13 protein-coding genes and 1 pseudogene are annotated in these 13,904 nt (G+C 67.1%); 5 read left to right on the top strand and 9 right to left on the bottom strand.

What is annotated here, in order from left to right; all coding sequences use genetic code 11:
* Nucleotides 1-10: 10 nt before the first annotated feature.
* Nucleotides 11-790: an IclR family transcriptional regulator gene (locus AU175_RS05450; protein WP_066286497.1), complete on the bottom strand. Its 780-nt coding sequence runs from the start codon at nt 788-790 to the stop codon at nt 11-13.
* Between the two features lie 125 nt (nt 791-915).
* Between AU175_RS05450 and mmuM the strand changes: the two genes are divergently transcribed.
* Nucleotides 916-1,902 (top strand): homocysteine S-methyltransferase, encoded by a 987-nt coding sequence (gene mmuM, locus AU175_RS05445; RefSeq protein ID WP_066286495.1) that lies wholly within the window; start codon nt 916-918, stop codon nt 1,900-1,902.
* Nucleotides 1,903-1,999: 97 nt separating this feature from the next.
* Here the strand turns inward: mmuM and AU175_RS05440 are convergent, their stop codons facing one another.
* Nucleotides 2,000-2,545, bottom strand: a complete 546-nt coding sequence (locus AU175_RS05440; protein ID WP_231938463.1) for a hypothetical protein — start codon at nt 2,543-2,545, stop codon at nt 2,000-2,002.
* A 154-nt stretch (nt 2,546-2,699) separates the two neighbouring features.
* Entirely contained in the window at nt 2,700-2,876 is a 177-nt protein-coding gene (locus AU175_RS05435) for a CsbD family protein (protein WP_066286490.1), read from the bottom strand.
* 228 nt (nt 2,877-3,104) lie between these two features.
* On the opposite strand from AU175_RS05435, the gene AU175_RS05430 reads away from it, so the two are divergent.
* Entirely contained in the window at nt 3,105-3,986 is an 882-nt protein-coding gene (locus AU175_RS05430) for a hypothetical protein (RefSeq protein ID WP_066286488.1), read from the top strand.
* A gap of 116 nt (nt 3,987-4,102) precedes the next feature.
* Here AU175_RS05430 and AU175_RS05425 read toward each other — a convergent pair whose 3' ends face one another.
* Together AU175_RS05425 and AU175_RS05420 are read right to left on the bottom strand one after the other, a co-directional pair.
* Nucleotides 4,103-4,732: an FMN-binding negative transcriptional regulator gene (locus AU175_RS05425; protein ID WP_066286486.1), complete on the bottom strand. Its 630-nt coding sequence runs from the start codon at nt 4,730-4,732 to the stop codon at nt 4,103-4,105.
* Between the two features lie 4 nt (nt 4,733-4,736).
* Nucleotides 4,737-5,708, bottom strand: coding sequence for a DMT family transporter (locus AU175_RS05420; protein WP_066286485.1), 972 nt, complete (start codon nt 5,706-5,708; stop codon nt 4,737-4,739).
* Between AU175_RS05420 and AU175_RS05415 the strand changes: the two genes are divergently transcribed.
* Nucleotides 5,707-7,119, top strand: coding sequence for an aminotransferase-like domain-containing protein (locus AU175_RS05415; RefSeq protein ID WP_066286484.1), 1,413 nt, complete (start codon nt 5,707-5,709; stop codon nt 7,117-7,119). The genes AU175_RS05420 and AU175_RS05415 overlap by 2 nt on opposite strands.
* Before the next feature lie 27 nt (nt 7,120-7,146).
* Here AU175_RS05415 and AU175_RS05410 read toward each other — a convergent pair whose 3' ends face one another.
* Together AU175_RS05410 and AU175_RS21200 are read right to left on the bottom strand one after the other, a co-directional pair.
* Nucleotides 7,147-7,551, bottom strand: a complete 405-nt coding sequence (locus tag AU175_RS05410; protein WP_197497040.1) for a GNAT family N-acetyltransferase — start codon at nt 7,549-7,551, stop codon at nt 7,147-7,149.
* A 143-nt stretch (nt 7,552-7,694) separates the two neighbouring features.
* A pseudogene (locus AU175_RS21200) lies at nt 7,695-7,902 on the bottom strand (dihydrofolate reductase family protein); the annotation flags it as partial.
* 297 nt (nt 7,903-8,199) lie between these two features.
* Between AU175_RS21200 and AU175_RS21195 the strand changes: the two are divergent.
* Both AU175_RS21195 and AU175_RS05400 read left to right on the top strand, forming a co-directional pair.
* Nucleotides 8,200-8,778, top strand: a complete 579-nt coding sequence (locus AU175_RS21195) for a hypothetical protein (protein WP_082979017.1) — start codon at nt 8,200-8,202, stop codon at nt 8,776-8,778.
* A 98-nt stretch (nt 8,779-8,876) separates the two neighbouring features.
* Nucleotides 8,877-9,548 (top strand): hypothetical protein, encoded by a 672-nt coding sequence (locus AU175_RS05400; protein ID WP_066286481.1) that lies wholly within the window; start codon nt 8,877-8,879, stop codon nt 9,546-9,548.
* 20 nt (nt 9,549-9,568) lie between these two features.
* Here the strand turns inward: AU175_RS05400 and AU175_RS05395 are convergent, their stop codons facing one another.
* Nucleotides 9,569-10,477: a GGDEF domain-containing response regulator gene (locus AU175_RS05395; RefSeq protein ID WP_066286479.1), complete on the bottom strand. Its 909-nt coding sequence runs from the start codon at nt 10,475-10,477 to the stop codon at nt 9,569-9,571.
* Entirely contained in the window at nt 10,474-13,878 is a 3,405-nt protein-coding gene (locus AU175_RS05390) for a response regulator (RefSeq protein WP_066286478.1), read from the bottom strand. The genes AU175_RS05395 and AU175_RS05390 overlap by 4 nt, the downstream gene beginning before the upstream one ends.
* Nucleotides 13,879-13,904 lie beyond the last annotated feature (26 nt).

Below are 13,904 nucleotides of genomic sequence, written 5' to 3'. Positions count from 1 at the left end.
GCCCCCACCGCTAGTCCCGGCCACCTTCCGAAGGCTGGTAGCCAAGCCTGGCCTCCAGCCATCTTCCCTGTTCCACCAGCGCCGCGGCGCACTGCGTCCGGCGCGGCTCCAGGCGCGCCTTGGTGCCCACGATCTGCAGCGCCGCCGCCACATCGCCCTTGAAATCCCGGACGGGGACGGCCAGCGAATAGAGCCCAGGCTCCGCTTCCTCATCCACCACTGAGTAACCCCGCACCCGCGCCGCGGCCAGCCGCCCGAGGAAATCGTCGACGTCGGCCGGCGTATTGGGGCCGTGCCGTACAAAGTCGACGCCGGCGAAAACCGTCCGCACTTCGGCTTCCGGCGACTCCCACAGCACAGCCTGGCCGGCGTCGCTGCAGTATGCGGGGTAAGGCCGGCCCAGCCATGAGCCCACCAGGTTGCTGCTGGCCGGTACGCTTTCGCCGATGGTCAGGGTGCTCGCGCCGTGAAGCACTCCCAGGAAGCAGCCCTCATCGGTCTCGCGGGCCAGCTGCTCCAGCGCCACGGTGCCGTCTGTGTGCAGCCTCCGCGCCGTCAGCTGCTGCGCGTCGGTCATGATGGACCAGTCCAGGGCGTAGGTCCGTTCGGCGGTCCTGCGGAGGAATGCCTCCTGCTCGCCGCTGCGGAGGCTCCGTGACACCTGGCTGCGGTCCCTGCCCAGGTCCGCGGCGACCCCGGCCGCGGTGCCGCCGGGAAGTCCGGCCCCATGCCGTGCACCCAAGACCAGGATGGCCATCATGCCACGGCCCATGCTGGAGGTTTTCGACATAGGCCAGAGTCTAGTGGAGCCGCCCGGAGCCGGCCCGGTCACCGTTCGTCATGCTCATTAACAGCATCGCCAATTGCTTATGATGAACACAACACCATTTCCCGCCCACTTTCGGAGCTCACGCCATGCCCCGCAACACCACGCTGTCCCGGCTGCTTGATGCCGGGGCTTACCTCACGGCCGACGGCGCCCTCGCCACCGAACTGGAGTCGCGCGGCTGCAGCCTGGATGACCCGCTGTGGTCGGCCAAGGTCCTGCTGGAGCAGCCGCAGCTGATCCGGGATGTGCACCGCGACTACTTCGAGGCCGGCGCCAACGTGGCCACCACCGCCAGCTACCAGGCCACGCCGCTGGGGTTTTCGAAGCGTGGGCTTGCCGAGGATGCGGCACTGGACCTGGTCAGGCTCTCGGTCAGACTGGCAGACGATGCCCGGCGCGAACACCGTGCCGGCCATCCGGACGCCGGGCCGCTGCTGGTCGCGGGGTCAGTGGGACCCTACGGCGCCTACCTCGCGGACGGCTCGGAGTACCGCGGGGACTACGTCCTGGACGCCGAAGCCTTCAAGGACTTCCATCGGCCCCGCATCGCCGCCCTGCTGGAGGCTGGAGCCGACTTCCTGGCCTGTGAGACGCTGCCGTCCTTTGCCGAAGCAGAGGCGCTGCTGGCACTGACGGGGGAGTTCGACGTCGAATCCTGGTTCTCCTTCTCGCTGCGGGACGGTGCGCACATCAGTGACGGCACTCCGCTGGCTGCGGTGGCGGAGCTCTGCGGGTCAGAGCCGCGTGTGGTGGCGGTGGGTGTGAACTGCGTGCCGCTGCACCTGGTCCCGGCAGCCCTGGCGGCACTCGGAGAGGCGGGCTCCAAGCGGCTGGTGACGTACCCGAACTCCGGCGAAAGCTACGACCCCGCCACCAAGACCTGGGCAGCCGCACCGGGCAAGGCCGGGGAATCGGGTGCCGGTGAAGCGTTCAAAGCCCGGCACGACGGCCTTGCAGCCGGGGCCGGTGCCTGGCGGGAGCTCGGTGCCCGCATCGTGGGAGGCTGCTGCCGCACCACACCCCGGGACATCGAGGCCCTGGCTGCCACGGTGGCTTCCGGCCGCCCAGCCTAGTCCCCAACTAGGTAGCAGCTGATGTCGTTATGAGGGCTCATACCGACATCTGCTGCTACCCAGTTGGGCAGGCCGGGGTAACGCGTGAGCTGCGGTCCTAGGAGGATCCGCTCTCTTCCCGGGGTGGATATCCAAGGTGGTGCTTGATCTCTTCGAGCTCACTCTTGAGCTCCTCAACCTGGAGCTTGTACTTGAGGAATTCGGCTTTACGGCGTCTTGCGTCGGCGTAGCTGACAATGAGGGCGGCCAGCCCCAGTGGCACGGCAAGAGCTAACGCCCAACCTGCTGCGACGAAGAATTCCATGGCCACCGGAAGAGCTGCCTGGAAGTCGACAAATTGGTTGACGCTGTCAGCCACTCCGCGAATAGCGTCCTCCAGGGAACCCAGAAAACGTCCGACCATGGGGGTCTCGGTGAGCGTGGGAGCGTTGATGCGGTCCTCGGCTTTGCTGCCCCAGCGGGGATCGCCAACATGATTCAGGACGTAGATGCCTGCGCCGGCGTTTGTCACCGCAAAAACGATCACGGAAGCGAGTGCGGCCAGATGGAGCCGGCGTTGGCGCCAGAGGGCCAGCAGCAGTCCGGTGGCGATGGCAAAGATCCACGTAAGTGCCTTGAGCCAGTCAAGGCTGATGCCGCTCATGATGTCCACAGTTACCGCGATTCTCTAGGACTGCCCAGTTGAGGCTAACCCGTTCCCCTGCCCACGGGACAATCAGGCCGAAAGCCGGAACTGCACCCGGACACTGCGAAGGGTGCACCCCATTGTCAGAGGTGCACCCTTCGCCGTTGTTCGGTCAGTCCTTCTTGAAGGCGTCCTTAACCTTCTCGCCGGCCTGTTTCAGATCGCCCTTTGCCTGGTCGGTCTGGCCTTCGGCGCGCAGACTGTCGTCGCCCGTCGCCTCGCCGGCAGCTTCCTTGCCTTTGCCGCCTGCCTTCTCGGCAGCGTTCTCGATCTTGTCGCCCAGTCCCATGGTGTTTCCTCCTCTGGTTGGCAGCTGTCCTATCCGGACACGATCACATCATAAGCATGCTTAGAATTATTCTTCCAGCCAGGCGAGGTCGAGCCCGGCTGCGGGCGCGGAGGAGTGACCGGAGGAGCCGGCAGCGGCGACTCTCCTGACGAAGGGCTGCGCAACCGTCGAAAATCCTCTAGTCTGGAAATTCGTAAGCAAGCTTCCTATTTACTGAGGAGTGGTTTGATGCGCAGCACATCAGCGTTGGGGCTGGCAGCCGCAAGCGTTCTGGCCTTGGCGGCCTGTACCGGGGGAGGGGACGGACAGGGAACGTCACCCACAGCCACCGCCACCACCAGTGCGGCAGCCGAGGACAAGGTCTACACCGAAGACGAATTGCGTGGCCTCATCGCCGGCATGCGGGACGCGGAGGGCAATGAACTCAAGCTCTATTCACAGGACCAGGTGGACCAGGGCGGCAACATCGCCAACCTCCTGATGAGTACGGCGAAGGTGGATCCTGAGGACTGCAAGTCAATAGCCACCGCCGGGCTGCTGGACAAGGTCGACGACGGGGATGTGGCAGTTGCCATCTCCGAGAGTTCCCAGCCGCGTACCCTGTCTGCCCAGTCGGGCAGCGAAGGCGCAGACGCCGTCGAACTTCTCCGGGAGATCAGCGGCAAGATGGACCAGTGCGCCAACTTCAGCGTTGAAGCACTTGGCGAGCGCTACGACGTGTCCAGCGAGGAACTGCGGGCCGAGACGGACGGAGAGGAAACCTTCGCCACGGTGAGCACCCGGGGGCAGGGCACCAACGAGATGCTGATGCAGGTCTCCGCCGCTGAGGGGAGGCTTCTGGTCATCGCCACCAAGGGTGGTGCGGACCTCGGCGACGACGACCAGAAGGAACTCGAGGACCTGGTGGATGAGGTCCTCGCCAAGGCTGACGGCGGCACGGCCACCGCTTCGCCGACGGGCACGTCCACCGCTTCCCCGACGGGCACCTCCACCGGTTCCCCGACAGGCACGTTGAGCCCCACAACAACCGCGTCGCCTACCGGCACCGCAACGGACGGCACGCGGAGCCCCTCACCCACAACGTCCGGAACGTCCACCGCAACTCCGTAGGAGTCTGTGAAGGGTCCGACGGCGGCACCCACGGAAGTGCCGCCGTCGGCCTTGTTGCCGGGAGGGCGGATGCCGCCGGCAGCACGCCGGCCGATGGGTGGCGCCGGCTGGCCCGCCTAAAAGCGGGACGGCCGTGCCCGCTCCACGTCGGCGGCGCTCGCCGAGTGCCCACGGGAGCTGAGCCCGGCCACCACGCCGTCGATGTCGGCGTCGGGCCGGTTCTGGCTCAGTTTGGCCTTCGCCTCAATCCGCGTGATGACCAGTTCAACACCCACGATGGCGCGCAGCTGGCCGGAGATGTAGCGCTCCGGCGCGTCGTCCACGCTCCACGGGTGGTCAAAGCCGGCTTCGTGGACGCCGGTGAGCCGCCTGACCTGGCCGGCGAGCCAGGCCGGGTCGTCGTGGATCACCAGGTTGCCGTACACGTGCGCCGTGGAGTAGTTCCAGGTGGGCACCACGCGCCCGTGCTCGGCTTTCGACGCGTACCAGGACGGCGACACATATGCGTCTGCGCCCTGGATGATCACCAGTGACTCCCCGGTGGCAGGCTCGGACCACTGCGCGTTGTTCCGGGCCAGGTGCCCCTGGAGCGCGCCGTGCTCACCGGCGTCGGGATCGTAGACAAAAGGCAGCAGCGTAGCCAGCAGGCCCTGGGAGGTCATGGTGACCAGGTTGGCTGCGCCGGGGCGGATGAGCAGGTTTCGGATGGCCTCGGGGCCGGCTTCGAAGTGGGCTGGAACGTACATGGTGCTAGTCCTTTGCGGGCTGGAGGGTTTTGGTGGCGTGGGTGGCAGGCTGGGCAGGGACTGGCTTGAGCCGGACCCGGACAGCGGCGCCCGCACAGAAAATGACGGCCAGGCCGCCCACGATGGTCCCCCACGTGAGGGCCTCGCCGAGCAGGAGGGCTGCCCAGCAGATGGTCAGCACCGGCTGGATGAGCTGGATCTGGCTGACCTGGGCGATGGGGCCGATGGCCAGGCCGCGGTACCAGGCGAAGAAGCCCAGGAACATGCTCACGACGCCGAGGTAGGCGAACGCCAGCCACTGGACCGTCGTTGCGGTGGGCGGCTCCTGCACCACGGACACCGCCGTCAGCAGCACCATCAGCGGCGACGCGAGCACCAGCGCCCAGGACACGGTCTGCCAGGCGCCGAGTTCGCGGGCCAGCAGGCCGCCTTCCGCGTAGCCGATGGCCGCAGCCAGCACGGCACCGAGGAGCAGCAGGTCCGCCCAGTGCAGCTGTCCGAAGCCGGACTGCATGGCTGCGAACGCGATGGCTGCCACCCCTCCAGCCCCGGTGATGAGCCAGAACGCGAGCGGCGGACGTTCACGCCCGCGGAGGACTGCCGCCGTCGCCGTCGCGGCCGGGAGCAGGGCGATGACCACGGCGCCGTGGCTGGCCGGAGTAGTGGTGAGCGCGAAGGACGTAAGAAGCGGGAAGCCGACGACGACGCCGGCGGCCACCACTGCGAGCCGCGCCCACTGCACGCCGCGGGGGAGCCGCTGCCGGGTGAGTGCCAGGGCGAAGGCTGCGAGGATGGCGGCCACTACAGCGCGGCCGGAGCCGATGAACAGCGGATCCAGGCCCGCGACCGCGACCCTGGTGAACGGAACTGTGAACGAAAAGGCTGCTACTCCGATGAGGCCCAGCCAGAGGCCGGAGGGCTGGGGCTGCGATAACACTGGGCGCCGAAGTAGAGTAGCGCTACTATTGTCTCTCATGAACAACGATAGCAGTTCCCGGATTGTGGCGCAGCTGAAAAAATGGATCGCCCTGGCCGCGCCCGGTGCGAAGCTGCCGTCCACCCGGTCGCTCGTGGCCGAGTACCAGGCAAGTCCCGTCACCGTCCAGAAAGCCCTGCAGACCCTCACCGCCCAGGGCCTGATCGAGAGCCGGCCCGGAGTCGGAACCTTTGTGCGGGCCGTCCGGACCGCGCGCCCATCCGACTACGGCTGGCAGACGGCGGCCCTCCGGTCCCCGCTGGCGCCGCTGCCCCCGGCCTCCAGCACCATGCGCAACGTGCCCAATGACGCCATCTCCTTCCACTCCGGTTACCCGGACCGCGAACTCCTGCCGGAACGGCTGGTGCGCGCTGCCCTCGCCCGCGCGGCCCGCGGCGATGCAGCGCTGTCCCGTCCGCCCGCGGCAGGCATGCCGGAACTGCAGTCATGGTTCGCCCACGAACTCGGTGCCTCGACGCCGGCCGGGACCACACCGCCGAACCCGAGTGACGTCGTCGTACTTCCCGGAAGCCAAAGCGGGCTCAGCTCCATTTTCAGCGCGCTCGCGGGCCGCGGGCAGCCGCTGCTGATGGAATCGCCGTCCTATTGGGGTGCGATCCTGGCTGCCGCCCAGGCGGGCGTCCGGGTTGTCCCGGTGCCCAGCGGACCGGACGGACCGGACACGGCGGAACTCGCCCGGGCCTTTGAGGAGACCGGCGCGCGGCTCTTCTACGCCCAGCCCAACTACGCGAACCCCACCGGAGCCCAGTGGTCAGCCGAGCGGCGCGAACAGGTCCTGGACGTGGTACGCGCGAAGGGTGCGTTCCTGGTGGAGGACGACTGGGCGCACGACTTCGGCATCACCTCCAATCCCGTGCCCGTCGCCTCCCGCGACGATTCCGGCCACGTTGTCTACCTGCGCTCGCTGACCAAGAGTGTGTCGCCGTCGATCCGCGTCGCTGCGGTGATTGCCCGCGGCCCTGCCCGGGAACGAATCCTGGCGGACCGGGCGGCCGAGTCGATGTACGTCAGCGGGCTGCTGCAGGCGGCAGCGCTCGACGTCGTCACGCAGCCCGGGTGGCAGACGCACCTTCGCAGCCTCCGCCACCAGCTCGAATCCCGGCGCGACCTGCTGGTCACCAGCCTGCGCCGGCACGCACCGCAGGCTCACCTCGAGCAGGTGCCCAAGGGCGGCCTGAACCTGTGGGTGCGCCTGCCGGACGGGACCGATCTCGACCGGCTGACCCGCGACTGCGAAACCGCCGGCGTCATCATCGCAGGCGGCAATGAGTGGTTCCCGGCCGAACCGGCGGGCCCGTTCATCCGGCTCAACTATTCGGGGACCAATCCGGGCGCCTTCCCGGAAGGCGCCCGGATCATTGGGGAGGCACTGGAAAGGAACAGGGGGTAGGGCTTGGTGGCCGCGTTTGCCCGGCGCTCATGCCGTCGAACCCTCCCCAGGGCCACTGGCGGCGCGTTCCATGCACACGAGCCCCGGCCGTTCATCCCACGAGGGCACAGCGACGAACCCTCGAGATTCGTACAGCCGCCTCGCCTGGGTCCGCCAATCCCATACCGAGAGGCGCACCACGCCAGGGCTTTCCCGCAGGACGGCATCGAGCAGCGCGGAGCCTACGCCTCGACCGCGTACCTGCGGGTCGGACCAGAGCCGCTTGATCTCCGTAGCGGCCCCGACTTCCTTGGCGATTGCAACACCGACGGCTTCGTCATGGATCTCGGCCAAGTACACCGACGCGTTCTCGAAGGCGGACTCGGGATGATCGACCTCGGCCTGATATTTCGGAGGGAGTTCCTCCTCCTGCTCAAGGGGCGGAAGTGACAAGTTCGCTCCCTTCTCACGTTCCGTCTGCCGGAGGTACGCCCCAACGAGGAGTCCAACCTGCTCGGAACCGGCCCGGAGACGATGGCACGGCGAACTGTCAGCAGAGATGAAGAATCAGGCATATCCCCACTCTAGGCACCGACCCGCCCGCTGCCGGCCACTACCGGGTGGGTCATGAGGGTCAGCGCGTCCAGCAGCCCGGCGAACAGCAGCTGGCGGGTGACGGAAATGCTGCCATACAGCGATCTCGCCGCCGTCACGCTGCTTCAGCTCCGCCACGAAATCTTCCAACGGTCCCTCAATCAGGTGCGAGTTCTGCCACTCCAGCGGCTCAGTCAGCGTCCGGGGAGCTGCGGCAGGGAAAGTGCCCGCGGACGTGACACCCTCCTAGGACGCTGACCGGTATGCGTAACTTTTGGCTCGGCGCGCACCCGCCACCCGCGTGAATCCGGCCTTGGCCATTCCGCCGCCGCCGATAAATCACGCATTTAGGGCGGAGTTTAGGGTCAAGGAAATCCTTTCCCAATCCGGTCCGGAGTTAGGTTCGTCACCACCGCCTGCGTGTTGCCGGGATCCGCGCCCCGGCAGCCCCATACTGGTGTTGATGCGGCCTGTCGCCGCAGCCCCCGGCCAGGCAGGAGGAAGTGCATGGAAACCCTGAAGAAGATTGTGAAGAACGAGTATTTTCCTGCTGCCACGGTGCTGCTGGCGGTGGTGCTGTTTTGGACCATTGCCATGTTCGGCGGCCTGTCGCTGCTGAACAACAACCAGCCGCCCATGGCCACGCTGACGTGGATGCTGTTCGTCTACGCCGCCGCAGTGCTGACCCCGCTCGCAGGGGTCCTCGCCGCCCTCAACATCGTCCGCCGGTGGCAGCGCAACCGGCAGTACGCGCAGGCTGTCGCCGAGGCCGAAGCAGAGTTGCCAGACGAGGTTACCCTGGCGGAAGAGCCCGAGATTGCAGCCGCGCTGGAGTCCGAACCTGCATCCGAGCCCGCAGCCGCGTTGGAGTCCGAGCCCGCAGCGGAGCCTGCAGCCGCGTTGGAGTCCGAACCTGCAGCCGTAAAGCCTGAACAGGGACGCCCTGCACAGCATGGCAATCCTGCACCCAAGCAACCGGCCATGAACCACCAGGCACCGAGCCAGGCAGCGGCGAAGAACCACCAGGCAAAGAGCCAGCCGCTCAAGAAGCCTGCCCAGACGAAGCAGCGCAAGAAAGCCGCGTAGCCAGACGGTAATGTCTGTGCCCCTGCATAGGCTTCCCCCGGAAAGTCAGTCAGTGCCTAGGCCCTTGGGCCGCGGCGCTTTCACAAAAGGGGGAAATCGTGATCTCTGGTTCAGTGGCGGCCATCAGTCAAAACCTTCAGCTGCGGCCCACCAGCATTTATTGCTTTGCCGTCTCCGTCCTCGGGATTGCTACGATTACGGGCTCATTGAGCGGAGGGACTGGTTCGCCGGTCCTGGAACTTGGCAAGTGGTGGACATTCTTTACCGATGAGCCCGCCACAGGGCTGGGCGCCGCACATGTCTGGCTGACTCAGCGGGAAGAATTCTTCTCCGGGATCTCCTGGGTTGTGTTGACCAGCATTGCTGTTGTTCTGGCCATAGCCGGATTCCGATCTGTAAAAACGTTGGCGGGCCCGACGTTAGTACTTGCCATCGCGTTGGGCTCATCGGTCGGGATGGCGTTGGCCTGGCAACTTAGTGCTGCAGGCGCCGTCTGTGCAGCCGCCCTACTTATCCGGCGCTTCCTTGCAGCCAACGCCGACGTCTCGGTTGATGACCTTGGCGGAATCGTCATTGCAGTAGTAATGGCATTCGGCTTCGCCCCGGTTTTGCTTTTCCAATGGCTCACCGGCGAGGTCGGCTCGGAGACCGAACAGCTCACGCGGCGGCAGGTTGCAGCCTTGGAAAGGATAGCCCGCAGCGTTAGCGACCCGGACGCCGCGACAGGCGCGGTGGCTGTCAGAGCGGCAAGTCTTCCACGGCGGGCGTAACTCCACCCGGCACAGCGGCGTTACAGCGCCAGTTCCACCCGGTTCCGGCCGGCCGCCTTGGCAGCATAGAGGGCAGCATCGGCTTCACCCAGGAGGGTTTCAGCGTCAGCCTGGTGATCCGCCCTGAAGGCAGCAATGCCGGCGCTCAGGGTCAACTGCCGCGTGGGGTCGCCGGAGTGGGCAATTTCCAGGTCCCGCACGCAGTCCAGCGCCCGCTGCATAAATGCCTTCGCGCCCAGCCGCGACTGGTTCGGCAGGACCAGCAGGAACTCCTCGCCGCCGTACCGGTAGACGCCGTCACTCTTTCGTGCCGCGCCCACGAGTGCGGCCGCCACGGCCCGCAGCGCGAGATCGCCCGCCTGGTGCCCGTAGATGTCGTTGTAGCTTTTGAAGTTGTCCACGTCGCACATGGCTACGCAGTATTCCTCCGCATAGCGCTGGCTCCGGGCGTGCAGTTGCTCCAGGTCCTCGGACAGCTTCAGCCGGTTGTGCAGTCCGGTGAGCGGATCCGTCCTTGCCTGCTGCGACAACACCTTCCGGTAATGCGCCAGGTCGGCGTGAAGCGTGGTGACCCGCAGCGCCACCAGCAGCCGCGCGTGCAGCACGAACGGGTCCAGCGGCTTGGTGACGTAGTCGTCCGCGCCGGCCTCCAGCCCCGCGAGTACGTCCTCCCGGGACCCTTGCGAGGTCAGCAGCACAACGTACGTGTACAGGTCCGCAGCCCGCGCCCGGATGGCCCGGCACAGCGCCAGTCCGTCCATCCCCGGCATCATCCAGTCAGTGACCACAACGTCCGGCTGGTGCTCCAGGTACAGGGCCCAGGCCTCGTCCCCGTCCGCTGCTGCCAGGCAGTCATGACCGTAACGCTCGACGGCGGCCCTTGCCACCAGCAGCGAACCCGGATCGTCGTCGGCCACCAGAACTTTCACTGCGCCACCTCCAATGCCGCATCAAGTTCACGGTCCACGTGCACGAGCTCGGCTTCAAGCCGGCTGACCAGTTGCGCGCCGCCGTCGTGCGTACCGCTGCGCCCCATCTCCTCCAGCTCGCCGCACAGGGCGGCGACGGCGGTGGCCCCGATGTTGGCCGCTGCGCCCTTCAGTGCATGCGCGGCCTGGGCCAGGCCGGGCCCGCCGCCGTTGTGCACAGACTCCCGCAGCGCCGCGAGGCGCTGGGGAGCGTCTTTCCGGAACGCCTCCGCGGCAGCCGGCAGCAGGCCCAGGCCGTCCTCAGGACCGAGGTCGCGCAGCACGGCCAGCCGGTCCGGATCGACCGACGGCGGCCGTCCGCCCGTGACGGCCAGCAGCTGGGGCGCCTGGCGGGGAACCCAGCGGGCGAGCGCAGCTTCCAGTTCCGCGGCGTCCACCGGTTTGGCGAGGTAGTCGTCCATGCCCGCGGCAAGGCAGCGTTCCCGGTCGCCGTCGAGGGCGCCGGCCGTCATGGCGATGATGGGGAGGCGGCTGTGCTTGCCGTCGCGGCCCCGGATGACCCGGGTGGCCTCAAAACCGTCCATGACGGGCATGTGGCAGTCCATGAGGACAGCGGCGTACTGGCTGCGGGCGGTAGCTGCAACAGCCTGGGCACCGTCCGCCACCACGTCCACCGCGTAGCCGAGCTTTGTCACGGAAGCGCGGGCCACGAGCTGGTTCACCCCGTTGTCCTCCACCACCAGGATGCGGCCGCGGGACAGTTCCCAAGGGGACGACCCACCCGCGGACGACCCATCCGCGGACAACCTATCCGCGGGAAACCCAGCGGCAGACGGCTCCGCAGGGGCCGGCTTCAGTGAAGAAGGAGCAACCGCTGCGGCGGGCGCGGCATGTTTACCGGTGGACATCAGGCGCACCAGGCGGTTGTAGAACTCGGAGCTGCGCACCGGTTTCATCAGCCATTCGCGAACCCCCGAGCCGGCAATCTCCGCCGCGTCAACCTGCATGCTGGAGGTGAGCATGATGAGCTCGATGTCCGCCAGCCCGGCGTCGGCCTTAATTTTGCGGGCCAGTTCGAGGCCGTCGGTGTCCGGCATGCACAGGTCCAGCACGGCGAGGTCGAACGGCTCCCCAGCCGCTTTTGCCGCGCGTGCCCGGGCCAGGGCCGCCTCGGCGTCCGGAACTGCCTCCGGCTGCAGCTTCCAGCCACGCAGCTGGGACTCCAGCACCAGGCGGTTGGTGGCGTTGTCGTCCACCACCAGCACCCTGAGGCCGGCAAGGAAGCCGGCCGCGGGCAGCGGATCGGTGGACGGCGGCGCCACCGGAAGCGGGATCCGGAACCAGAAGGTACTGCCCTCTCCCGGGACGCTGTCCAGCCCGATTTCGCCGTCCATGGCTTCGGTCAGCCGGCGGCAGATGGCCAGGCCCAGGCCAGTGCCGCCGTAACGGCGCGTGGTGGAGGCATCCGCCTGTGAAAACGACTCGAACAGCCGTGCATGGTGGGCGGGATCGATGCCGATGCCGGTGTCACGGACTTCGAAGTAGACCATCGCCGTGGCTCCGGACTTGGCGTCCGGCGTGTCCACCTTCACCCGGATGGACACCTCGCCGGCGGCCGTGAATTTCACGGCGTTCGAGGCGAGGTTCAGAAGGATCTGGCGGATCCGGCCCGAATCGCCGTGGAACCTGGCCGGAACGCCGGGTTCGCAGTAGGCGATGAGCTCCAGGTCCTTGACCTGCGCAGGTTCGGTCAGCAGGCCCGCCACCTCCTCCACGAGGACGCGCGGGTCGAACGGCCGGACGTCCAGGTCCACTTTGCCAGCCTCCAGCTTGGAGAAGTCCAGGATGTCGTTGATGAGGGCAAGCAGCGCCTCACCGGCTCCTTTGACACCCTGCGCATACTGCTTCTGTGTCTCGTCCAGCGGCGTCTCGAGCAGCAGTGCAGTCAGCCCCACCACGCCGTTCATGGGGGTGCGGATCTCATGGCTCATGGTGGCCAGGAATTCGGATTTAAGCCTGCTGGATTCCAGGGCCGCCACCCGGGCAGCCTGCAGTTCCTGTTCGGCTGCCCGGCGCAGGGTGATGTCCCTGGCAATGACTGCGATCCCACGCACCTTCCCCGCCTCGCGGATAGGGGAGATGGTCACAGATACCGGGATCACCGTCCCGTCCTTCCGCAGGTGCTCGGTCTCGAAGCTTACGGCCTCGCCGCTGCCGCGGAGCTGCTCGAACACCTCATCGTCGCTGTAGGGGTTGCCCGGCGGCAGCAGGAAACGCGCGTCGCGGCCGACTACCTCCTCGGCCGTGTAGCCGTACTGCCGCTCCGCTCCCGGGTTCCAGCTCGTGATGATGCCCTCCGGCGTGGTGCTCAGGATGGCGTCCGTGGAGGAATTGACGATCGCGCCGAGCCCCTCGAGCTCTGCTGTCCGGGCAGCCACCTCCTGCTCCAGCCCGGTGGTGAGGGTGAGGTTTTCGATGATGATCAGGACCTGGCGGAGCAGGATGAGGGCAACAGTCGTTCTGGCCACCACCAGCAGGAAGGCACTCATTTCGTTGGCGTACGGTGATGCCACCGTCACAACTGCCACCAGGATCGGTGCGTAGGGCAGCAGCTCCAGTGCCAGCGCAAAGGCCTTGCGGTCCGGCCGGGGTTTCTCCGCATAGGGGACTAGCGGTGCCAGCGCAATCAGGAGGAAGGCGCCGATCCAGCCAAGGGCGAGGGGAGACCCGGTGACTCCCGTGACGCCGTCGAACGTCAGCCTGACGTAAATGCTGTCAGTGATGGTCAGGACCAGCAGGCCGCCGCCAAAACACAGCCACGGCAGCCGTTCACCGGGCTGCCGGCGCATCCCGAGGGCCAGTACCAGGGACGTCATGACCACATCCACCACGGGGTAGCCCATGGTGGTCAGACGGGTCAGGAAGTCGCCCTCGGAACTTATGGCCGGGCCCAGCGCCGTATACCAGCTGATCACCAAAACGGAGCCGGCAATCACAGCGGCGTCCAGGGCAGTCCGGACCAGCCCCACCCGCGTGGTGCCGCCGGGCCGCTTAAAGCTGAAGAGGGCGATGGCGGCCGGCACGGAATAGGCGAGGAACAATGCATCGGCCAGGGAGGGGAACGGGTACACATGGTTGTTGGCGAGGCCGAAGTACGTCCAGACGGCCATACCGGCCGCCCACACATAGGCCGCCACCGACATGAGGGTCCAGGCGCGGGCGTTCGCGCCGCCGCGCAGGGCAGCGCGGCCACAGCTGAAACCGGCCAGCAGGGCAGCCGTAAGGATGGCGAAATCCCCCGCCACGATGGCTACGGCAGTGCCGCTGTTGGCACTAAAAAACAGTCCAAGAACGCCCAGCACCACGGCACCAGGCACCATCAGCCAACCCAGTTTGGCCATACTCCCGCCAGTGGCGGGACGATGTT

The organism is Arthrobacter sp. B6 (assembly GCF_001663775.1).
In the GTDB taxonomy this organism is placed as follows: domain Bacteria; phylum Actinomycetota; class Actinomycetes; order Actinomycetales; family Micrococcaceae; genus Arthrobacter.
This window is presented reverse-complemented; position numbering and strand designations above follow the sequence as displayed.

Bases quoted from the DNA above. Each gene is read 5' to 3' on its own strand.
- mmuM (WP_066286495.1), top strand. From the start codon at position 916: ATGCCCCGCAACACCACGCTGTCCCGGCTGCTTGATGCCGGGGCTTAC.
- AU175_RS05425 (WP_066286486.1), bottom strand. From the start codon at position 4,732: ATGTACGTTCCAGCCCACTTCGAAGCCGGCCCCGAGGCCATCCGAAAC.
- AU175_RS05430 (WP_066286488.1), top strand. From the start codon at position 3,105: ATGCGCAGCACATCAGCGTTGGGGCTGGCAGCCGCAAGCGTTCTGGCC.
- AU175_RS21195 (WP_082979017.1), top strand. From the start codon at position 8,200: ATGGAAACCCTGAAGAAGATTGTGAAGAACGAGTATTTTCCTGCTGCC.
- AU175_RS05415 (WP_066286484.1), top strand. From the start codon at position 5,707: ATGAACAACGATAGCAGTTCCCGGATTGTGGCGCAGCTGAAAAAATGG.
- AU175_RS05435 (WP_066286490.1), bottom strand. From the start codon at position 2,876: ATGGGACTGGGCGACAAGATCGAGAACGCTGCCGAGAAGGCAGGCGGC.
- AU175_RS05450 (WP_066286497.1), bottom strand. From the start codon at position 790: ATGTCGAAAACCTCCAGCATGGGCCGTGGCATGATGGCCATCCTGGTC.
- AU175_RS05390 (WP_066286478.1), bottom strand. From the start codon at position 13,878: ATGGCCAAACTGGGTTGGCTGATGGTGCCTGGTGCCGTGGTGCTGGGC.
- AU175_RS05420 (WP_066286485.1), bottom strand. From the start codon at position 5,708: ATGAGAGACAATAGTAGCGCTACTCTACTTCGGCGCCCAGTGTTATCG.
- AU175_RS05440 (WP_231938463.1), bottom strand. From the start codon at position 2,545: ATGAGCGGCATCAGCCTTGACTGGCTCAAGGCACTTACGTGGATCTTT.